Annotated in this window: 17 protein-coding genes and 1 riboswitch; of the genes, 9 read left to right on the top strand and 8 right to left on the bottom strand. The window is 46.5% G+C overall.

Translation table 11 applies throughout. The features are described from left to right. Positions 1-8: 8 nt before the first annotated feature. Together K5Q92_RS04790 and K5Q92_RS04785 are read right to left on the bottom strand one after the other, a co-directional pair. Positions 9-2,156 carry a cation:dicarboxylate symporter family transporter gene (locus K5Q92_RS04790; RefSeq protein ID WP_259649496.1) on the bottom strand — a complete coding sequence of 716 codons (2,148 nt, stop codon included), beginning with the start codon at positions 2,154-2,156 and terminating at the stop codon, positions 9-11. A 175-nt stretch (positions 2,157-2,331) separates the two neighbouring features. Continuing rightward, positions 2,332-3,249, bottom strand: a complete 918-nt coding sequence (locus K5Q92_RS04785; RefSeq protein ID WP_220767946.1) for a LysR family transcriptional regulator — start codon at positions 3,247-3,249, stop codon at positions 2,332-2,334. A gap of 201 nt (positions 3,250-3,450) precedes the next feature. On the opposite strand from K5Q92_RS04785, the gene K5Q92_RS04780 reads away from it, so the two are divergent. Both K5Q92_RS04780 and K5Q92_RS04775 read left to right on the top strand, forming a co-directional pair. After that, entirely contained in the window at positions 3,451-3,972 is a 522-nt protein-coding gene (locus K5Q92_RS04780; RefSeq protein WP_220767911.1) for an NADPH-dependent FMN reductase, read from the top strand. 185 nt (positions 3,973-4,157) lie between these two features. Next, positions 4,158-4,931, top strand: a complete 774-nt coding sequence (locus K5Q92_RS04775; protein WP_220767910.1) for a hypothetical protein — start codon at positions 4,158-4,160, stop codon at positions 4,929-4,931. Positions 4,932-4,989: 58 nt separating this feature from the next. Here the strand turns inward: K5Q92_RS04775 and K5Q92_RS04770 are convergent, their stop codons facing one another. Beyond that, positions 4,990-6,183: a TonB family protein gene (locus K5Q92_RS04770; protein ID WP_220767909.1), complete on the bottom strand. Its 1,194-nt coding sequence runs from the start codon at positions 6,181-6,183 to the stop codon at positions 4,990-4,992. Then, positions 6,180-6,557 (bottom strand): BlaI/MecI/CopY family transcriptional regulator, encoded by a 378-nt coding sequence (locus tag K5Q92_RS04765; RefSeq protein WP_220767908.1) that lies wholly within the window; start codon positions 6,555-6,557, stop codon positions 6,180-6,182. Before K5Q92_RS04765 ends, K5Q92_RS04770 begins: the two co-directional genes overlap by 4 nt. Positions 6,558-7,062: 505 nt before the next feature. Continuing rightward, positions 7,063-7,250, top strand: a riboswitch (cobalamin riboswitch). Between the two features lie 123 nt (positions 7,251-7,373). On the opposite strand from K5Q92_RS04765, the gene K5Q92_RS04760 reads away from it, so the two are divergent. The 3 genes from K5Q92_RS04760 (at position 7,374) to K5Q92_RS04750 (ending at position 10,945) form a co-directional block, all read left to right on the top strand. Beyond that, the gene (locus tag K5Q92_RS04760; protein WP_220767907.1) at positions 7,374-9,227 is read left to right on the top strand and encodes a TonB-dependent receptor domain-containing protein; all 1,854 of its coding nucleotides are present in this window, start codon (positions 7,374-7,376) and stop codon (positions 9,225-9,227) included. Between the two features lie 97 nt (positions 9,228-9,324). Further along, the gene (locus tag K5Q92_RS04755) at positions 9,325-9,939 is read left to right on the top strand and encodes an arylesterase (protein ID WP_220767906.1); all 615 of its coding nucleotides are present in this window, start codon (positions 9,325-9,327) and stop codon (positions 9,937-9,939) included. 277 nt (positions 9,940-10,216) lie between these two features. Then, positions 10,217-10,945, top strand: coding sequence for an HDOD domain-containing protein (locus K5Q92_RS04750; RefSeq protein ID WP_220767905.1), 729 nt, complete (start codon positions 10,217-10,219; stop codon positions 10,943-10,945). 78 nt (positions 10,946-11,023) lie between these two features. Here K5Q92_RS04750 and K5Q92_RS04745 read toward each other — a convergent pair whose 3' ends face one another. Then, positions 11,024-11,926, bottom strand: a complete 903-nt coding sequence (locus K5Q92_RS04745; protein ID WP_220767904.1) for a LysR family transcriptional regulator — start codon at positions 11,924-11,926, stop codon at positions 11,024-11,026. Between the two features lie 177 nt (positions 11,927-12,103). Here K5Q92_RS04745 and metE point away from each other — a divergent pair, with 177 nt between their 5' ends. Then, positions 12,104-14,374, top strand: a complete 2,271-nt coding sequence (gene metE, locus K5Q92_RS04740; RefSeq protein WP_220767903.1) for a 5-methyltetrahydropteroyltriglutamate--homocysteine S-methyltransferase — start codon at positions 12,104-12,106, stop codon at positions 14,372-14,374. A 109-nt stretch (positions 14,375-14,483) separates the two neighbouring features. Continuing rightward, complete coding sequence (locus K5Q92_RS04735) at positions 14,484-15,029, top strand: protein disulfide oxidoreductase (RefSeq protein WP_259649495.1); 546 nt, start codon at positions 14,484-14,486, stop codon at positions 15,027-15,029. Between the two features lie 43 nt (positions 15,030-15,072). On the opposite strand, the gene K5Q92_RS04730 is transcribed toward K5Q92_RS04735, so the two are convergent. Further along, positions 15,073-15,960 (bottom strand): LysR family transcriptional regulator, encoded by an 888-nt coding sequence (locus K5Q92_RS04730; RefSeq protein ID WP_220767944.1) that lies wholly within the window; start codon positions 15,958-15,960, stop codon positions 15,073-15,075. A gap of 129 nt (positions 15,961-16,089) precedes the next feature. Here K5Q92_RS04730 and K5Q92_RS04725 point away from each other — a divergent pair, with 129 nt between their 5' ends. Together K5Q92_RS04725 and K5Q92_RS04720 are read left to right on the top strand one after the other, a co-directional pair. Beyond that, positions 16,090-16,593, top strand: a complete 504-nt coding sequence (locus tag K5Q92_RS04725; protein ID WP_220767902.1) for a carboxymuconolactone decarboxylase family protein — start codon at positions 16,090-16,092, stop codon at positions 16,591-16,593. 198 nt (positions 16,594-16,791) lie between these two features. Beyond that, positions 16,792-17,004, top strand: coding sequence for a dodecin (locus K5Q92_RS04720; RefSeq protein ID WP_220767901.1), 213 nt, complete (start codon positions 16,792-16,794; stop codon positions 17,002-17,004). 41 nt (positions 17,005-17,045) lie between these two features. Here K5Q92_RS04720 and queG read toward each other — a convergent pair whose 3' ends face one another. Together queG and K5Q92_RS04710 are read right to left on the bottom strand one after the other, a co-directional pair. Beyond that, positions 17,046-18,257, bottom strand: a complete 1,212-nt coding sequence (gene queG / locus K5Q92_RS04715; RefSeq protein WP_220767900.1) for a tRNA epoxyqueuosine(34) reductase QueG — start codon at positions 18,255-18,257, stop codon at positions 17,046-17,048. Between the two features lie 78 nt (positions 18,258-18,335). Beyond that, the gene (locus K5Q92_RS04710) at positions 18,336-20,219 is read right to left on the bottom strand and encodes a tetratricopeptide repeat-containing diguanylate cyclase (protein WP_220767899.1); all 1,884 of its coding nucleotides are present in this window, start codon (positions 20,217-20,219) and stop codon (positions 18,336-18,338) included. Positions 20,220-20,267: the final 48 nt, after the last annotated feature.

Here is a 20,267-nt window from a genome sequence, read left to right as displayed (position 1 = left end):
CTAGGAGCTTAATCCACCCAGTGCAGTACATCGCGGATGACAGACCAGCGCGGCTGCACCTTTTCTGCGCCTTTGCCTAGCATCCAATAATCGTAAATGCCTTCTTGAGTACCATCGACCTTACGTAAGCGCTGCCAGTTATTGATGTAGTTAAGCAGCGACTGGTTCGATTGTGCCACGGCATAGGCGACTGGGTAATGGGCATTATTTTCCAGTAAGGCTATACCGTAACCGGGGAAGAACAGGGTCCAAGCCGATCCAGCTTGGGCGCTAATGACCACGGCATCATATTTGTGCTTCTTCTGTCTAAAGAAGTCTTTGTAGCCCTCTATTTTTACAAACTTCAGATGAGGGGCGAAAAGCTTGGCCTCCTCAATCGCATCGCTATGCTCAACATAGGCGATAGTCATGTTGCGCATCTCTTTAATTTTCTCGTTGCTCTTAAAGTCGTTCACCAGATGATCTCGAGTTGCGATGGCAAGGTTGAGTTCGAGGATGGGATTGGCATAGCTAAGGGCGTCCATCTGCTCGATATCCATGGCGAGGCCAGACATGGCAATATCGAAGAAACCGGCCTTCAGCGATGCGGCTAACTGGTCTTTTCTAAAGGGGATAAATTCGATTTTGACCTTTAAGTCTTCGGCAAGTTTAGTGGCCATTGCGGTATCGAAGCCGACGAGATTACCTGCATTATTGTAGTAACTAAAGGGCACGTTGCTGGGAATATAGCCGACCCTGAGGGTGCCAGCATCTCTGATGGCTTGTACGCCGCGGATCGGTGTCGTCGGTGTTTGTCCAAGCACTGGGAACTGTCGATTAACTTTGGTCGGCACTTTGTCGGCCACCTGCATATTGGCTATCACGCCGCTGGTGATCTCAGGGCTGTGAATAAACATTCCCATGCCGACACGGCAAACAATCAAGGTTAACAATACGCTGGTACCAATCCCTATCCCCATTTTGAGCAACTGTGGCGGACGTAGCTTGAGTGATTTTTGAAATAGCGAAGCGGTCAGTAAGGTGAGTACGAACAGGTTCATTACCGCAGCGATGGAGTTAAATTTGCCTGTGATAAAGCCAGACATCACAAACAGTTGGAACAGATCGGCGGGCAGTTTAACTAGGTCCAGCATAAAGGGAATCGCCACATACACGCTGCCAAATAGCGCTAACAGGCCACTTATCGACAGTGAGGGAATGCTGGCGACATCCACAGGGGTGCCGTTAAACCAGCCGGCAAAATAGACAAACATGATAACCGTGAGCTTACCTATATTGGGGAAGGTAAAGGCGATCGGTACCAAAATCTCTATCAAGGTGGCACCGTCTTCACAGAGGTCATCGTGCTCGCGCATAACCTGCTTACACTCTTCGACAATCACTGGGATGACAATGAAGATGTTACCCGTGGCAAAGGCGGTGACTAGGCTGGATTTTGAAATTCGTAGCGCCTGGGCAAAAGTGATCGGCGTTAGCGAGGCGACAATCCACGGCAGCACCCAGAAGGTTAGCAGTAAACACAGCACAAAATAGCTGATCAGGTAAACCTGCATGCTGGCAAATTCATCTACGCCCATGGTACCAGCAGCAGAGGCCGACATGGCAAAAATACCGATAGGGAGAATTTTGACTAGGCCTTGAGTGATGCGCGAGAAGATCTCAGAGCTGGTGTGCATAAAGGTCAGTATTTGCTGTTTATTTTCTCCCTGCATGCCAATCAGCGCTAGTCCCATGGCGATACTAAATACGACCATAGCTGGTACATAACCATCGGCCATCGACTCAAAAGGGTTCGAGGGAATATATAGCTTAAAGTAGTCTATAGGGGTAACTGGCTCGATACTGCTGGTACTAAAGAAGGAGGCTGATTCGATAATGGGGAAAGAGAGCGGCATTAAGGCGATCATGACGATGGCTAACAGCCAGAGCAGTAACATGATAAGGCCTGCGCGACTGAAGATAAGCTTAGCAGTACTCTTTTGGAGTTTGCCGATACCACCAACCAGCGATACCACGATATAGGGCAGTACCGTCATCTGCATCAATAGAATGACACTCGTACCAATGGTACCCATCCAGCTAACGGATTCGCCGAAAAACAGGCCGACACCAAAGCCGACAAACATGGCCACTAACATCTGGGTTGAGCTGGTCATTGTAAGAATTTTCTTTAGCACACAATTCACCTAAGTTGTTTGATCCCCAAAGAATGCGCCTTGGCTCAATGTGACTTTGCCATGGGGGGAAGAAGGCTGATTAATTATAAGTTCCTCAGCAATTAACTTTAAAGTAATACATTTAAAAATTAGCCATAAAGGTTAACACTTCTAGCTATTTATCTCCTCCCTTTATATCGCTAGCTGATAAGCGCTCGGCAGCCAGATCAATAAAGGCTCTGACTTTAGGGGACAGATGTTTGCGGCTTGGATAAACCACAAATACATCGATGTCGGCGCTGGGATACTTGTCAAATAAGATTTCAAGCTGATCGCTATCGAGTGCTCCCTGCATGTAGAAACTCGGCAAGCGAGTTATGCCGTGGCCCGCCAAAGCCATGCTTAGTTGCATGTGACCATTGTTACAGAGGATCTTCGGGCGAATATTAACCGTGAAATGCTTACCGTCATGGTCTATATAGTCCCACTTGCTAGGCTGTTTATGGTTGGAGTAACAGATCCCGTTATGGGTCTCTAGCTCTCTGGGATGATGAGGCTTTCCGTGGCGTGAAATGTACTCTTTCGATGCCACAGTATAGGCTTTACAGCTATAGATCTTACGGCAGATGAGGCTAGACTCTTCGAGCTGTGCTGACGCCCTAATCGCTAAGTCGTAGCCATCGGCGATGACGTCGGTGCGTTTATCACTTAAGTCTAAATCTAGACTGACATTGGGGTAACGCTGCAGATACTCTGAGATCACGGGCTTAAGATGATTTTGGGCAAATCCTACTGGGCAGCTGATCCTCAATACTCCATGGGGGCTGACATCATGTTGGGTAATTAAGCCGACAGCTAACTCTGCATCGCTTATCAGTTGTAGACATTGTTGGTAATAAGCCTCTCCTTCAGGAGTTAAGCCGATAGAGCGAGTGGTGCGGTTCAGTAGTCGCACTCCGAGCCGCGCCTCTAGCTTATTGACCTCTTTACTCACATAAGAGGTGGAGTGCCCTAGCACCTCTGCAGCAGCCGAGAAACCACCACTCTTAACCACCTGTGTAAAAATCACGATACCGTCAAACAGTTTATTCATCATCACATCAAGCGCCTGATTAAGAGTTATATGGAAATAGTTATTATCTTTTAAGGTTATTAATAACCAATGGTAACTAATATACACTGCTCTTCATCGGGTTGTCGCTCAAAAGTTAATCTTCACATTAATGGTAGCGGTAACTGAATCAAATACTTTTGTAGGCATAGCCTGCAGTAACAGACATAAGAGAGCCCAATTATGAAATTGTTAGCCTTTGCCGCCAGCAGCAGTTCTAAGTCAATTAACAAGCAGCTTGCCACTTATGCCGCTTCATTAGTGGAAGGTGCAGATGTTGAAATACTCGATATTAATCAATATGAGATGCCTATCTATAGTCAAGATAGAGAAGAGGAGCTGGGTCAACCGGAGTTGGCACAAAAGTTCTTCGCCAAAATTGGTGAGGCAGATGCCATTATTATCTCTTTTGCTGAGCATAACGGCTCTTATACGGCGGCATATAAGAACTTGTTTGATTGGACATCACGCATTGATATGAAGGTGTTCCAAAACAAGCCCATGGTACTATTGGCAACGTCTCCAGGACCTGGTGGTGCCGCCAGCGTCTTAGCTGCGGCAGAGGGCTCGGCGCCTTACTTTGCTGCTGATGTAAAAGCAACGCTGTCTATTCCAAGCTTTTTCGATAACTTCGATATGGAGAAGCAGGTGCTTCGCAATCCTGAGCTGGAAGATAAGTTGAGATCGGCTTTAGCCCAGCTTTAATCGTTAATAAAAAGCGGATGCAGTGCATTCGCTTTTTGGCCTTTGTCCCGCATAACTGCTCAATCCTTGCTAGGCTTTGTTACGCCTTTCTATTTTACAACGTCCCATATTCTTTTGATTGCTTTTTGTTTTGATTGGTTTGCTGTAAACCAGAACGGCATCACTCACTAAAAAGGATTGATGTAATGAAAAACTCTATTCTAAAAGGTTTAGGCCTAAGCCTGGCTATCTTGTTAAGCCTGACGCCAGCACTGCAAGCCGCCGAGGTTAAGCCCGATGCATTAGCTGATGTTTGGGTCATGACGCCAAATGCAGGTCAGGAGGCACAATTTGAGGCTGCCTTTAAAAAGCATGTTCAATTTCGCATTGATAAAGGTGACAGCAGAGACTGGAAAGTCTACCGCCCAGCAATAGGAACCGGAATGGACCGCTATATCGTCCGTTACTGTTGCACAAAATGGAAGGATGTTGATGCCTATCAAAAATGGCAGGCAGATAATAAGATCCTCGAAAATTGGTACGCCAATGTGGATCAGTATGTTGGCCGCTATGAGCACTTCTATTCTCGAGTCGACTTTGCCAATAGCAATTGGCCTGAGGAAAAGGGCTACCGCTATTTTGCGGTGACGGATTATCGCGTCAAGATGGGGCAATGGAAAGAAGTTACAGCGGTAAAAAAACAACTGAGCGACAGCGCCAAAGCGATGAAATGGCCATATTCATGGGCATGGGGGCAAAAGATCGGTGGAAAGGGCGGTTTAAGTTTAGTGATCCCCTATCGCAATTACGCTGAAATGACGCCACCTGAGAAAACTTTTGCTCAGGCATTGGCCAAGCACATGAAAAGTGAAGAGAAGGCGGAAGAGCTTCTAGAGGATTGGTCGGATAACTTTAAGTCGACCACCTATACGGTTTATCGTTTAGTCGACGAGATGTCGATGCAATCTAAAGCTAAATAGAGGCATATGAAAGCTAACTTTATGCTTTGTTAAAGTTAGCTTTCACACTAGCAAAGCTTTAAGGGGTCACTTTAATGCGCTCGACATCGGTCGCTGGTGGCTCAATCATAAAGTCGAGCTGTACCTTTGCGCCCTTTTGTCCTTTGATTGATTCTTTATAGCGCCACTGCTCAAGTGCGTTGATTGCTGATTCATCAAACACAGCTTCGGGTGATGACTTTATCACGCTGACATTGCTCACTACGCCGCTTGGGCTGATATCAAACTTTAGCTGAACAAAACCATTTTGATTCGCGTTAACGGCTTGAACTGGATACTTAGGTTCAATTCGGATTACAGGGTGAACGGCTTCATGTTCATGCGCGCCCGCCTGTACCTGTTGATTTAAGAGCAGGCCGCTCACACCAAGAGAGAGTGTGAGGCCGATAATTGCTAAGCCACTTTGACCTTTTTGCGAGGTTTTTATCTGCATAATACGTTCCTTGAGGATCTGTTTATTTCCATAGTGAGTGTGTAGCAAGCCGTGGTGAGCTTGCTGCGAGTAAGCTAAAAGTACCTGGCTATAACTGATTTTTTGCGGTTTAGTTAATGGCTGGGTGACATGGGCATCACAAGATAACTCTTGATCGTCCCTAAAACGTCGGTAAGCCAGCCAGCATAAGGGGTTAAACCAAAAGGCGCTGAGGATGCAGTAAGCCACTAGGTTACTGATTAAGTCTCGGCGTTGATGGTGATATTGTTCATGGTTAATGATTGCCGCTTGTTCACCTGGCGACAGGTTTTTAAAGTTTGTCGGCAATAAAATCTTGGCATTGTTGATTCCGACCAACATAGGAGACTGCACCTTAGGGTGTTGATATGTGGGCAGCTTGGCGTGGATATTGTGGACTCGGCTTGCTGTGCGTAGCAATCGCCTTAAGCTGATAACTTGTAGGCCGAGCATTGTGGCCATAAATGTCATACCCAAAAGCCAAATATACAATAAAAGTTCGGCGTAATTTGTCGTCTGTACCGTGGCGATAGCTTTGCTTGCTAATACGCTGTAATGGGCCAATTGATTGACGTGAATGGCGCTAAGCGCATAGGGCATAAGCGCAACGACCGCAGAGCTGATAAGCAGTGTGGGCACGGCAAGCCACAGGTGGTAAGTTCTATGGGCGCCAAGGTATTGCTGTAATAGGCGGTGACTTAGCAGTAAACCACCACACACTAACGAGAGTAAAAGAGTCTGCTGCGCCATCCATAGCATCATGACTTGTTATCCTTCTTCCAAGTATCAATCAGTTGTTGTAGCTCATCGACATCCTCGGCACTGAGCTTATTTTGTTTTGCGAAACCCGCCACCAAGGGGGCTATCCGCCCTGAGAATAGACGCTCGATAAAGGACTCGCTCTCTTTTAGCTGGTACTCACTCTGGTTGATGAGAGGGCTGTATAGGTAGGAGCGGCCCTGCTTTTCAAAACCAATGGCTTGTTTTTTAACGAGGCGGTTCAGCAGTGTCTTAACCGTTTTCTCATGCCAGTCATTGCGCTGAGATACTTGTTCAATGACTTCACTGGCGCTAATCGGTGATGATTGCCAAAGGATATTGAGTACACACAGCTCGGCGTTACTGATCTCTTTCATGGTATTCTCTTCGATTACAAGTGTAATTTATATGTAAGATTATAAATGTAATCGAGTGGTGCAAGTGCTTTTTTGTGTTTTTTTTAAACTATATGAATGGTGGCAATATAAGCCTTTGTTAAATAAGGAGGCTAGTGTTGGATTGGCAAGCTTATGGAGCAGGGGATTCTTTAATCGTATTGAAGCTCGCCAAGCGAGTTAATACCAGCACCATCATCTGACTACATTGTATTTGCTGTATGCTAGGCAGCAGTGTAACGACAGTTTTCAAGCTGAAGGTCAACTTTTTTCATCTATAAAGGTGGCCTTCTCAGGCGGTTAAGTTAGACATTTAACCGTATAGACGTCTATAATGCGCGCACTCTCAGAGATGATGCTTTTTCGCTCTGAGAGATAACAAGTATACACTTGAATAAAAATGAGTATTTTAGTCAACTTTATTGGTGCCTTAGGTTACAGCTGTAACCTATACCTATCGGAATAGAGGTTTGCTCGCTGAGTCGATCCACTTCTTATATTGATTGGTATTAGGGATAATCGGGAAGTCAGTTAGAATCTGACACTGCCCCCGCAACGGTGAATGGTGAGAGACGAGTGCGCCTTAATGGATAGGCGTTGTAAAGCTTGTACTCGCGTATTACTCAGTAATACAGAACCTAAGTCCGGAGACCGGCCAACAAAGTGATTTCGATGATTTCGGCGGGCAGATCTCGAAATGCGGCAATTGAACGAACCAGTTTAATGGAGGAATTTTCCATATCTGGAGCGTATCACCGTGACGTTTTTGCCCCGTTTTCCTTTAGGAGTCAAAGGTAAATGGGAACACAACCATCTAAAATCGCACTGCTCGTTAGCAGTCTTATCAGTTTATCAGCATTTTCGGCTCAGGCCGAAGAAACCAATATCACCTCGGCAAACATTGATGAAACGATCACCGTAACCGGTTCACGTTTCGATAGAACGGCAGAGCAGCAGCTGACGGTAGTCAATACTATCGAACGGGAAGAGATTGCACGTCTAAACCCTAAATCTGTTGCCGATGTTTTGGAAACCCTACCTGGGGTGAGTGTATCGCGTAATGGCGGTGCTGGGCAGGCGACCTCTATAAGTATTCGTGGCAGCAACTCCAACCATGTGTTGGTGCTGGTTGATGGTGTTAAAGTCGGCTCGGCAACACTGGGCACAGTGAGTTTTAATACGCTTTCGCCAGAGAACATCGAGCGTATCGAAGTGCTTAAAGGCCCAAGAGCCTCTGTTTGGGGCAGTGATGCAATTGGCGGCGTTATTCAGATCTTCACTCGTCAATTGAAAGGGGGAGAGTGGTTTGCTGGTGCAGAATATGGCACTGATGACTATATTCGAGGTTCATTTGGCGCGGGCATGGATCATGGAAATGGCAGCACGACCATAGCGTTAAACCATGAGCAATCCAAGGGCTACGATGTTTACAATGGCGCCGAGGTGGAAAATGACGATGACGGTTATAAACGCAACGCACTTTCACTAAAAGGTTCACAGCAGATCGGCTCGCATTGGCAAGCGATTTGGAATGGTCAGTACGATAAAGGCAATACCCAATATGATGATATCTATGCATCGGGTTCTGCCGATGAGTCTGACTATGAAAATTACCTGTGGAACCTAGCGGGTCAGTACAACAATGACAAATTTACCAGTAAGTTAGCCCTGAGTCAGTCTCGGGATTATAACGAAAACTTCCGTGGTGACGATGCAAGCGTTGCCATTGCAGAATTCGAAACTACGCGGGATCAAGTTAACTGGAGTAACCAGTATTTAGCGGCCGATGACCTTACCTTAACTGGCGGCATCGATTGGTCTAGCGAGCAGGTAAAAGGCGATTATGCTCAAGATCAGCGCGATATCTTCGCAGCCTATGCATTAGTCCAAAAGCAGTGGAGTAAGCTGCTAGCCGAAGTCGCTGTGCGTTACGATGACGTGGAAAACATCGATAGCGAAGTTTCCTATAATGCCAGCCTAGCCTATCAGTTTAATGAGCAATGGCGTCTAGCTGCGACAACGGGCACAGCATTTAAAGCGCCAACCTTTAACGATCTGTATTGGCCTGATTCAGGTAATCCAGATCTGATCTCGGAAACCGCTGAAAGTTACGACTTAACTCTGCATTTTGATAGCCAAGCAGTTCGTGCCTATATCAGTGTGTTCCAAAATAAGATTGATAATTTGATCGCCTGGGCTCCAACGGGTGAAAAAGATGACTTTGGTTGGGATATTTGGAAGCCAGCCAACATCAATGAAGCTAAGATCACTGGCGTAGAATTGTCGGCTCATTATCAGCTTTTAGGGCTTGATCATCAGCTTGGCTATACCTATCTGGATGCCGAGAACACCCAGACAGGAGAGCAATTAATTGGTCGCAGTGAGAACGAGTTTAGCTATTTATTGAGCTATACTTGGCAGCAGTTCGATCTGCTCGCTAACTATCATTATCAGGGCAAACGCTATGCTGGTAGTGAGCAGTTCTTAGAGGCTTACCATAAGTTAGATCTAAGCCTTGGCTACCAAATTGATGACGCTTGGAGTCTAAGGTTAAAAGCTAACAACCTGTTTGACGAAGAGATTATCTCGGATCAAAACTACTTTAGCCCAGGTCGAGAGCTGTTCTTTAGTGTTAGCTACCAAGCATTTTAACTTAATGGATTAACACGTTAAGCCAGACCTTGAGTCTGGCTTTTTTTATGCTATTTTGGCTAATACCAATTTGAACTTTAAGCGATAAGGATGACTCATGAAGCCGCTTTTCTCCAATAGTCGTGCAGTTGGCTTATTACGCCTATTGGTTATTGTGCCTTTTCTATTGTTGCAAGCTTGTTCAGGACCTAGCCTTCCACCGTTAACTGAAAATGCGCGGGTGCTGGCCTTTGGCGATAGCCTGACCTACGGCGTTGGGGCTAGCAAGGGGTTGGATTACCCGAGTCAGCTTGCGGGGATCAGTGGTTATGAGGTGATAAATGCCGGGATCTCAGGGGAAACCACATCCGCTGGCAAGCAGCGCTTAGGTGCATTGTTGGAACGCCATGATCCAGAGCTATTGATCTTACTTGAAGGCGGCAATGACTTTCTTCGCAATCAGCCACAGGATAAGACTAAGGCGAATTTGGCTAATATGATTGAACAGGCTCAGGCAAAGCAGATCCCTGTGTTACTGGTGGCAGTACCACAAAAGAGTTTGTTCCTCTCTCCCTCCCCCATTTACGCCGAATTAGCCGAAGAGTATGAGCTGGTTTTAATAGAGGATACCTTAAGTAGTCTGTTGAAGAGCCCTAGCAAAAAGTCTGACGCAATACACTTAAATGATGCTGGTTATTTGGAGCTCGCTCAGGCAATTTACCAAGCGATATAGTTACAGTCGTTACTGATAGCGCGTGAGGTAAAGGGCTATTTCTATGGTTAGTTTGTAGGCTTAATCACAGTTTTGTTTGACTTAGTTAAATTAATACGCCGAAAACATTAGAAACTTGATAAGGTAATGGCGTATATGGCTTGACCTTTAGCCTCAAATTATGGGTTAATTTATACAGAGTTGGTTCAGATAAAACCAAGCTACTTTTGTCGTCCCCTGTAAGGAGCGTTAAGTAGTTTGCGGATCATTATTAGAAGAATAAGGTTTAACGTTTCCCATGACAGATCTTGAGCAGCAGGTATTTACTCAAGTACGTGCCATTATCAGCAATGAAGAGCAGGTAATTGGTCGTAGAGGGATCCTTATCCCTTTGAAGAAGGCTATCATCGCAGACGGCGACATTCGCAATGTTATCGACATCGTCTCGTCAGACCCCGCCTTATCTGCTCACCTGTTATGGCGTAGCAGCAGCGCAGATCACGCGACGCCTCAGTCGACAAAAAATCGTTCATTAAAAGATGCTCTAGTGCGATTAGGGCAGGTCAATATCTACCGTTATGCGTTTACTTTTTACTTGAAAGAGCGCCTAGATGAGTTGGAGCAGCCTTATAAGAAGCTGGTTCAGGGATATTGGACATTAACCGAGTCGATTGCTGTCGATGCTGTCGATGAACTTCATCAATTGAACAATGTACAGGTTAACCCAGATGAGGTGCAGACCTTAGCGCTGTTTAGTGTATTTGGTGAGATTATCGCCCTTACGGCATTTGCTTATCTCAACGCTGAGCTTAAAGAGCCTTATCCGTTAAGCGTGCTCAAGTCTGTGATTGAAGATAAGCAGCTGACGCTCACCGTTGAAGCGTTCGAGTCTCTAGGGTTAGATGAAGAGCTACGCGATGAGTTTATGGTGGCCCATAACTTACGCCAATCCCATGACATTAATTCTCCCGGTCTGGTACTAAGAGGCGTGTTGGCTAAGAAGAATTTGCTGCTTAGAGCTGCATAAATTTAACCTATCCAAGAAAGGGACAGGAATGTCATATAAAAAGCCTGCAAATCTGCAGGCTTTGTTGTTTCATTTAGGTCAGTTCAGCCTCTGCTTTGCTAAACCTTCCTTTGCTACCAACTCCAGCCAGTGCTGAGCTAGACGTGCATTAGCACCATTACGACGATAGGCACCAAACAGTGGGCGTTTGAGTCCTTCAGGCCCGAGTTTTACACTAGTTAGACTTAAGCCATGGGCTTCGCTAATCGACCAGCTTGGTAGCGCGGCTATACCATCTTTACAGGCGATTCGTTGTAGTAACATCATGGTCAGATCGCACTTTACTTGCGGCCCTGCTTGTATGCCCGCAGGCTCTAAGAAGTGACGATAGAGATCTAAGCGCTCAAGCGATACTGGATAGCTTAAAATAGATAAGTTTTCCAGCTGCTTAGGGGTAACGTATTCCTGCTGCGCTAAAGGGTGATCACTGGCGATCACTAATCTCACTTCAAAATCGAATAGGTGCTGGTAGGCAATCGATTGACCCGGTACGGGATCGGACGTTAGCACCACATCGAGTTCACCTTGCTCAAGGGCATTGATAGAATCGAAAAGGTGGCGGCTAGAGAGATCTAGATCGGCTTGAGGGTATTGCTGCCTAAACTCTTCCATCACTGGCATTAACCAACGAAAACAGCTGTGACATTCGATGCCTACGCCTAGGTGGTTGTCACCATCCTCTAAGCCTCTTTTCAGATCAAATTCGGTTTCGATCACTTTTGGCAGAATATCTTCAGCAAGGTTGAGTAGTCTTGTGCCTTCTTGTGTGAAAGAGAGCGGTTTGCTCTTACGCACAAAAATAGCTGAGTTAATACGGGTCTCTAATTCCTTGATCTGATGCGACAGTGCCGACTGAGTGACGAAGCGTTTTTTTGCAGCCCCAGCGAGGCTGCCGCTTTCCTTTAGGGCAACTAACGTACGTAAATGTCTAAGCTCTATCATATTATCCTCACATGAAATTCGCTCATGTAGCGCTTGAATTCGTTTCGATTGCGAATACTAAGGCTATCACAATAAACTTCTAGACGTCCAGACGCCCATTGTTATGTTTCGTTATATGTCATTCAGAAGGGCGCCAACTCTGAATTTTACTCATCTTAACATCAAAAGGTATACAATATGCAATTAAATAATTTAGGTTTTCCACGAATAGGTCGTCAACGAGAGCTAAAGTTTGCCCTAGAGAAGTATTGGCGTGGTGAGATTACTCAGGCTCAGCTTATTGATATATCAAGAGAGTTACGTCAAACACACTGGCGCTGGCAGGCCAATGCTGGGGTGGCGTTACTGCCTGTTGGCGACTTTGCTTTCTATGATCAGGTGCTGACCTTGAGCGCAACCCTAGATGTGATCCCTAAGCGTCACCGTGGAGAGACGCCAACGGATCTTGATACTCTATTCCGTATCGGCCGTGGCCGAGCACCGAGTGGCCAAGATGCACCAGCCGCCGAGATGACCAAATTTTTCAATACAAATTACCACTATATCGTTCCGGAGCTCACCGAAGACCAGCGTTTCGACATAGGTTATCAGCAGCTGTTTGATGAAGTGAGTGAAGCCCAGAGTTTAGGCTATCAGCCAAAGCCGGTGCTCTTAGGGCCAGTCTCTTTTCTGTATCTGTCTAAAACGGTTGAGAGTGAATTTGATAAGTTAAGCTTACTGCCAAGACTGATTAAGGCGTATCAAAAACTGTTGCAGCGTTTTGTTAGCCAAGGGGTCGAGTGGGTGCAGCTCGATGAACCCGTTTTGGCATTGGAGCTAGAGGAAGATTGGCAAGCGGCGATTAGCCAAGCCTATCGTGAGCTTGAACACAGTAACATAAGGATATTGCTAGCCAGTTATTACGGAAGCATAGCTCACCATCATCATCTCGTGGCCAACTTACCCGTTGCAGGCCTGCATTTAGACTTAGTGACGGCCCCGGAGCAGTTGCAAACCTTTCTCCCCAGTTTAGGTGAAGAGCAAGTATTATCGGCGGGCGTGATAAACGGCCGTAATGTATGGGCTGCAGAGCTTGACGAGCTCGCCGAGGCATTATCGAGTGTCGCGGGGGATCTTAAGCAGCGCTTATGGTTGTCACCATCTTGTTCTTTACTGCATAGCCCAGTGGACTTAGAGATAGAAACGAACCTTGCACCAGAGATTAAGCAGCAACTTTCTTTTGCCAAACAAAAGCTGGTTGAACTCACTAAGCTCAAACTGTTACTCACAGAGCCTAATTCAGCCGAGGCCAATGCCATTGTTCTCGAGTGCCAAGCAAGGCGTGATGCTCGTGCTAATGCGGCGAATCAACAGGTGATCGCTCGTGTCGATGCACTAACAGAGCAAGATTATCAACGCGATGATACTTTTGCTGTCAGACAAGCTGCTCAACGAAACAAGTATCGTCTGCCCTTGCTGCCAACCACTACCATAGGCAGTTTTCCCCAAACTCCTGCCATTCGTGGTTTGCGCAGTCGCTGGCGCAGAGGGGAAATGAGCCTTGAGCAGTATGAGCAGCAGTTGCGTCTGGTGACACAAGACACTATTGAACGTCAATTAAAGTTGGGGATCGATGTTTTGGTTCATGGTGAAGCTGAGCGCAACGATATGGTGGAATACTTTGGTGAGCAGTTAGAAGGGGTTGGGTTTACTCAATTTGGTTGGGTACAGAGTTATGGCTCTCGCTGCGTTAAACCGCCGCTAATTTATGGTGATGTATCACGACCAACTGCCATGACGGTCAAGTGGGCTAAGTTTGCGCAGAGCCTTACCGAGAAACCAGTTAAAGGCATGCTCACAGGGCCTGTGACGATCCTGCATTGGTCATTTGCCCGCGAAGATATTAGCCGTGAGCAGATAGCTACTCAAATCGCGCTCGCCATTCGTGATGAGGTCGTGGAACTGCAAGATGCAGGTATTGGGATCATTCAAATCGACGAGCCAGCCTTTCGAGAAGGCTTGCCGCTAAAAAAGAGCGATTGGCAGCATTATCTTAGCTGGGCGGTTAATGGGTTTAAGCTCAGCGCTGCTGGGGCCACCAACGAAACGCAGATCCACACTCATATGTGCTACAGCGAGTTTAATGAGACCATATCGGCGATTGCCGCGATGGACGCCGATGTGATCACCATAGAGACCTCGCGATCTAGGATGGAGCTGCTTAATGCATTTGAAGACTTTAATTACCCTAACGAGATAGGGCCTGGGGTGTATGATATTCATTCACCTAATACGCCAACGGTGGAGGAGATCCTAGACTTGATGCAAAAGGCCGCGACCAAGCTCCCTGTTAAGCAACTATGGGTGAATCCAGACTGTGGCCTTAAAACCCGCACATGGGATGAAGTTGAGCCTGCGCTAGTTAACTTAGTTGAGGCGACAAAGCAGTTAAGGCGCACGCTAGGTTAGGGGCGGCTTGCTATGAGTGATAAGCTCTGCTGCGAGTGATGAACTATTTTGTCATTTCTCCGGTCTTACTCTGTTTATAGGTATGACATATTCATCTTAGGTTCGCGATATGATTCGCGTAATGAAGGCAGCGATGACAGAAAAACAGCCCACATTTAAACAACGTCTTGGCTATTGGCTCAAGCAGTTATTGATTTTGCTTGTCTTGGTGAGCAGCGTCGCTTGGGTGATGGACAAGTGGCGCAGCCGAAACTTAGAGGTCGACAATTTTCCTGCCATTAGTGGTGTGGCTCTCGGTGGCGAGAAAATTGATGTCTCCACCTTGAGTGCTAATGAGCCTGTTTTGGTTTATTTCTGGGGCACATGGTGCCCAGTTTGTCGCTCGGTGAGTCCGTCAGTTGAGTCGATTTCGGCATCATTTCCGGTGGTGAGCGTTGCGATAGCATCGGGTTCTAATACTGAAATTGGCGAATATATGCAGGAATATGGTTATCACTTTTCGGTGATTAATGATGCCGATAATCGCAGCGCACGCGACTGGTCGGTACATGTCACACCAACCTTGATGATCATCAAAGAGGGAAAGGTGGTGTCCTATACCACAGGCTTTACCAGTTTGCCGGGGATCTGGTGGCGTATGTTATGGGCCTCTTAGTGGCGATTGGCCATGCTTGTTGACATGGATGCTGGTCATAAAGTTAGAGAGATAAGACCAGATAGTCGATAAACGCACGGACGGCAGGGCGCATATGTTTTCCTCCACGGTAAAGGGCATAGATATCGCCGCTCGAGTGTTCAGATAGTGACGGCGTCCATTCGGGTAAGCAGCGGACTAAATTCCCCTTTTGGATTAAATCATCCATCATCCAGCTCGACAGTTGCACTATGCCGCCATGATGTATGGCGGCTTCTAATATTGGTGTTCCGCCTCTTGAGGTTAAGTTGCCGGATACTGGAACTTTTTTGTATTGTTTTTCTTTACGAAAATGCCAGTAGGTACGTTGTCGGTCGCGATCCAGTAGCAGGCAGTTGTGTCGCTGTAGATCTTCAGGTTTTTTGGGCGTACCAAACTGTTTTAAATAGTTGGCGCTAGCACAGAGCGAAGTCTGGTTTGCCATCAACATTCTGCCATGTAAGCTAGAGTCGGCGGGCTTACCAATACGAATTGCGATATCGACGTTTTCCGAGTGAAGGTCAACCAGTCGATTGTCGAGATCTATCTCAATCTTCACCTTAGGATATTGGGTTAGAAACCTAGGCAGGATCGGGCAGATTTTGACTCGACCAAAACCTTCGAATACAGAAATCCTTAATGTACCTTCGGGCTGCTTATCTTGCTCTGAGAGCGATATCTTTAATCTCTCTTCATCATCAACCAGCTTACGTGCGCCCTCTAAGAATTGCTCCCCGGCTTCGGTGAGTAGCAGTTGTCGGGTGCTACGCTTTAACAGCAGGGCATTGAAGTCCTGCTCTAGAGCATCGATATTTCGTGCAACGCTCGATGGTGCCATATTGAGTACGTTAGCGGCTTTGGAGAAGCTACCTAGCTCAACAACTTTGATGAAGATCCGCATCGCATTTAGCATGGTGAGTCTCAAATCTATCTTTGCATTTTATGCAAAGGTAAAGCAGTTTTGATGGGGATTCCAGCTTTTTTGTGGCTATGGATAATAGGTGTTGTTCCACTAACTTACTTTATCCAGAAGGTACATAAGATGACTCAGGCAACTAATCAAAAGCTTTCAATTACCGCAGCCCTAGGCAGTAGCGATATCGCTAGCGGCGTGATGGGCTGTATGCTAAAGACCGAAAATCATGTCAACAGTTGTGGTATTGACCTCACTCTACTCGAGCTTATTCGTTACCGAGTATCACTAATCAACGGCTGTGCATATTGTATCGATATGCACTTTAAAGAAGCACTGGCAGCAGGCGAAACCGCCCAGAGAATGACCTCCTTATCTATCTGGCGTGAAGCGCCTTATTACACAGATAAAGAGCGAGTTGTCCTTAATTGGGCCGAAGCGCTGACGGATCTACCTCATGCAGGGCTGACCCATGAAGAGAACCGTTTAGTTGAGGCGACAAAAGCGCTGAAGGATTATTTCTCGGCTAAAGAGATAAGTGAGCTGACACTGGTGGTGATTCAAATTAATGCTTGGAATCGCTTGGCGAAGACCTTTGATTTTGGTGTGGGTAGTTTCCAAGTGACTAACTAAATGGGCCGCTAAATGAGTCACTGAGTCAGCCGAGTTTTCAAGCTGACTTCAGCTTATCGTCTTGGTGATTAGCACTCGATAAGCGAGGCGCAAACAGCCAGTCTATTAGATTAACAGTTTACTCTGTCATAGCATCCGACTAATCCAGATGTTGTTCTATACTGATTAAGATCACCCTTAAACACAATTGGAGTCACTATGAGCCACACCTATAAGATTATTGAACTAACGGGATCGTCTCCAATCAGCTCAGATGAAGCCATTAAAAATGCAATCGCAACGGCCAATGAGTCTTTGAAGCACCTTAGGTGGTTTCAAGTGGTGGAAACTCGAGGGCACTTAGAGGAGGGCTTAATCGCTCACTGGCAGGTAACAGTGAAGGTAGGCTTCACCCTAGATCAACATGCATAACGATTACTAATAATGGGTTATACAGATTGTAATGATTAGGCCTACGCGTCCCGCGGTAGGCCTTTTTCTACGCTGCGAATAATTCTTTGAGTCTTGCGGCTGAGGCTTTGGTCAAGAGTATGACCATTTTGCGGAGTCCGTTTCTGATGTTGCTGACTAAGAGCCCAGTCGATATGTTCGCTTACCATCTCATCCACTTCACTTGATGACTTACGTGCTTCAAGCGCTTCGATGATCGCTTCATTATAGGGCGCATTGCCTAATGCCACGGCGATATTCCTTAACCAGCGACTATGGCCGATCCGGCGAATAGGGCTACCCTCGGTGAGCTTTAAGAACTCGGCTTCACTCCAGTTAAATAGTTCGAGTAACTGCGGTTGCTTGAGTGACGGACGAGTATGGAAGTCGCTTTCTTCGGTCAGAGGTGCCTTAGCATTAACCGGGCAAACCAGTTGGCAATCATCACAACCGTAGATCCGATTGCCGATAGCCTGTCTAAACTCCACAGGGATAGCGCCCTGCAGCTCAATGGTTAAATAGGAGATGCAGCGACTGCCGTCAACCACATAAGGCTCGACGATAGCATTGGTTGGGCACGACTTAATGCAGGCCACGCAGGTGTTACAACCTTCGGCAACAGGAATATCTACGGGCAGTGGCAGATCAATTAACAGCTCGCCTAAGAAGAACCAACTGCCAGCGTCTTGGTTGAGCAATAAGCTGTGTTTGCCAGTCCAGCCCAGACCCGCCTTATCGGCTAAGGGACGCTCTAAAATTGGTGCCGAGTCGACAAAGGGACGTGAGTTAGGTTTATCGATGCCAAGCTGTTTTAACTCTGCTTCGATTCTATCACCCAGTTTCTTAAGACGATTACGGATCATTTTATGATAATCACGGCCGCCTGCGTAACGGGAGATGTAGCCAAGATAGGGATCTTTTAGATTACAGGCAAACCCAGCCTCTGGTGGCAGATAATTCATCCGTGCTGTGATGACCCGTACAGTGCCAGGATGCAGCTCATGGGGACGAGCTCGCATCATGCCATGGTTGGCCATGTAGCCCATCTCACCGTGATACCCCATCTCTAACCACTGCTGCAGCTTAGGTTCTTCTGCACTTAAGTCTGTATCGCAAATGCCTATTTGCGCGAAGCCGAGCTCCTGACCCCAAGTTTTAATGTTGAGGGCTAATTCACCAAGTTGAGTTGGCGTTAAGCTATCGATTGCAGCGAGTTGTGAAGGAGTGTCAGACATAGATCTTATAAAGGTTTAAGGTAAGATTTAATGATACCAGCAATTGGTAGTAAATAGGTATGTCTCTAACCTTAAGGTTTAACTTCCCTTGGCCTGATTGCGTCCTTGGCTCTTAGCTTGGTAGAGGGCGTCATCGGCTCTTTTGAGCAGTTGCGATAGTTTACTGTCTTCAGCTCTCATGCTGGCAACGCCGGCGCTGATGGTCATAGTAAAACCCTGTGGGAAAGCGCTAAAGTTACTCTCGCTTACCCTTTTTACCAAGGCCTGTGCAATCTCATAGGCCTGCGCCATATCTGAATCGGCTAGCAGAATTAAAAACTCTTCACCGCCTACCCTCGCTGCTTGATGCTTGTGGCTAAGTAAATTGCGGCAAGTCTGTGCTAATAGCACAAGAGCCTGATCGCCAACTTCGTGACCATGTTTGTCATTAATCAGTTTAAAGTAGTCGGCATCGAACAGTATGACCGACAGAGGCTGCTGCGTTCTTTGAGCCTCTTCGAAACGACTCTGAGCCTTGGCATAGATGTAACGGCGGTTGGGCAGTTGGGTGAGATCATCGGTGAGGGCTAAGGCCGACAGTAAGCGGTTTTTTTGGATCTGCTTATAGGCAAATACCGAAATGATAAGCATCAAAAAGCTGCCAAGTATAATAATGATCCATTGCTGTAGCTTGTTTTGCTCAAGCATCGCCAGCTCTAATTCTTTAAGCTGCTGGTTTTCAATCAGGTGACGGTTTTCCTCTTCGATCTGATTGGCATTGAAGCGAGTACGCATCTCGGTGGTGTAACTCGAGAGCTGCTTGGCATCTAACTCGTTACGCAGTTTCACATATTCACTCAACGCATAGTAAGCTTGTTTCCATCGACCTTCTTGAAGAAAGGCTTGGCTCTCAACCAGTTGCAGCTGAGCCAATCCCCTTAAGTTTTTCACACGACTAAAGGCGCTGCGTGCATAGGCGATGCTCTTATGAGTTTGCGGCAGTAGGCCATAGCCGAGATAGATCTGTGCTCGAAACAGATGCATAAAGCTATAGAAGGCTTCATCTGTTGGCAGGATAAAAGGCTCTGCCTCATCAAGATATTGACTGGCTTGCTTAAACTCGCCAAGTTTGATTAAGGTGCCAGCGATATTGACTGCCACCGTCGCTTGCTCTAATTCTCGGTTATTGTTTTTCCAATGGTGATAACCTTGCTCGAATAGGAGTTTGGCGCGGTCTAAATTCCCCAGCTCCTCTTCGGCAATGGCGATGGCAACAGTTATTGCGTTAGCACCATCTAAGTTGTTGCTCTTAAGATAACTTTTTTCCAGCTTCTTAAAATAACGAATCGCACTTTTTTGATCGCCAAGGCGACGATAAATGGTGGCGATCTCATACAGGCTGGTACGAGCCCAAGCCGATAAGTCAAGGCTCTGATATAGTGCGTGAGAGGTGAGTAAGTCCTCTAGCCCTTGAGTGAAGTTGCCTTGATAGGAGTGTAGGTAGCCGCGCATGCCTCTCGCATCGGCGACTAAGCGCAAGTCCTCTAATGCATAGGCTTGAGTAATCGCTGCGTTATAACCTGCGAGCGCTAAATCCACATCGCCGTCTTGTTCGGTCAGCCAAGCTTGGCAAAGCTCGAGATCTAACTTGTCATTAGGGGAATTGGCTAAATTTGGATTGTTCAATGCCTGCTGCGCAAATGCCAATCCCTTACTCACTTGCCCTTCTTCGAACACATTAAACGCCCAGCAACGAGCTCGAGTTAATCGCAACTGTCTTTGAATATCTGTAGCGGAAATGAGTGAGTTGAGTTCATCTAAGTAGGCTTGGGTGGTTGCGTTTTTCTCAATGGTGCCGCTATCAAGCAGTTTAAAAATTGCATCGGCCTTATCATTATAACTTTGTTCTGCGTAGCCTAAGGCGCTTACCGAAGGTAAGCCTAGCAATAGAATGATTTTTATTAACAAAAACGGCTTGGGCATTTAGCGTTAGCTTTGTCTTAAAGTCATTAAAATTCATGCACAAGCATA

Origin of the sequence: Shewanella sp. MBTL60-007, assembly GCF_019654915.1 — a bacterium.
Taxonomy (GTDB): domain Bacteria; phylum Pseudomonadota; class Gammaproteobacteria; order Enterobacterales; family Shewanellaceae; genus Shewanella.
Note: the sequence above shows the minus strand (reverse complement) of the source record. Positions and strands in the feature narration are given on the sequence as shown.

Excerpts from the sequence above, each read along its gene's own strand:
- K5Q92_RS04790 (WP_259649496.1), bottom strand. The coding sequence starts at position 2,156 with ATGACCAGCTCAACCCAGATGTTAGTGGCCATGTTTGTCGGCTTTGGT.
- K5Q92_RS04785 (WP_220767946.1), bottom strand. The coding sequence starts at position 3,249 with ATGAATAAACTGTTTGACGGTATCGTGATTTTTACACAGGTGGTTAAG.
- K5Q92_RS04780 (WP_220767911.1), top strand. The coding sequence starts at position 3,451 with ATGAAATTGTTAGCCTTTGCCGCCAGCAGCAGTTCTAAGTCAATTAAC.
- K5Q92_RS04775 (WP_220767910.1), top strand. The coding sequence starts at position 4,158 with ATGAAAAACTCTATTCTAAAAGGTTTAGGCCTAAGCCTGGCTATCTTG.
- K5Q92_RS04770 (WP_220767909.1), bottom strand. The coding sequence starts at position 6,183 with ATGATGCTATGGATGGCGCAGCAGACTCTTTTACTCTCGTTAGTGTGT.
- K5Q92_RS04765 (WP_220767908.1), bottom strand. The coding sequence starts at position 6,557 with ATGAAAGAGATCAGTAACGCCGAGCTGTGTGTACTCAATATCCTTTGG.
- K5Q92_RS04760 (WP_220767907.1), top strand. The coding sequence starts at position 7,374 with ATGGGAACACAACCATCTAAAATCGCACTGCTCGTTAGCAGTCTTATC.
- K5Q92_RS04755 (WP_220767906.1), top strand. The coding sequence starts at position 9,325 with ATGAAGCCGCTTTTCTCCAATAGTCGTGCAGTTGGCTTATTACGCCTA.
- K5Q92_RS04750 (WP_220767905.1), top strand. The coding sequence starts at position 10,217 with ATGACAGATCTTGAGCAGCAGGTATTTACTCAAGTACGTGCCATTATC.
- K5Q92_RS04745 (WP_220767904.1), bottom strand. The coding sequence starts at position 11,926 with ATGATAGAGCTTAGACATTTACGTACGTTAGTTGCCCTAAAGGAAAGC.
- metE (WP_220767903.1), top strand. The coding sequence starts at position 12,104 with ATGCAATTAAATAATTTAGGTTTTCCACGAATAGGTCGTCAACGAGAG.
- K5Q92_RS04735 (WP_259649495.1), top strand. The coding sequence starts at position 14,484 with ATGATTCGCGTAATGAAGGCAGCGATGACAGAAAAACAGCCCACATTT.
- K5Q92_RS04730 (WP_220767944.1), bottom strand. The coding sequence starts at position 15,960 with ATGCTAAATGCGATGCGGATCTTCATCAAAGTTGTTGAGCTAGGTAGC.
- K5Q92_RS04725 (WP_220767902.1), top strand. The coding sequence starts at position 16,090 with ATGACTCAGGCAACTAATCAAAAGCTTTCAATTACCGCAGCCCTAGGC.
- K5Q92_RS04720 (WP_220767901.1), top strand. The coding sequence starts at position 16,792 with ATGAGCCACACCTATAAGATTATTGAACTAACGGGATCGTCTCCAATC.
- queG (WP_220767900.1), bottom strand. The coding sequence starts at position 18,257 with ATGTCTGACACTCCTTCACAACTCGCTGCAATCGATAGCTTAACGCCA.
- K5Q92_RS04710 (WP_220767899.1), bottom strand. The coding sequence starts at position 20,219 with ATGCCCAAGCCGTTTTTGTTAATAAAAATCATTCTATTGCTAGGCTTA.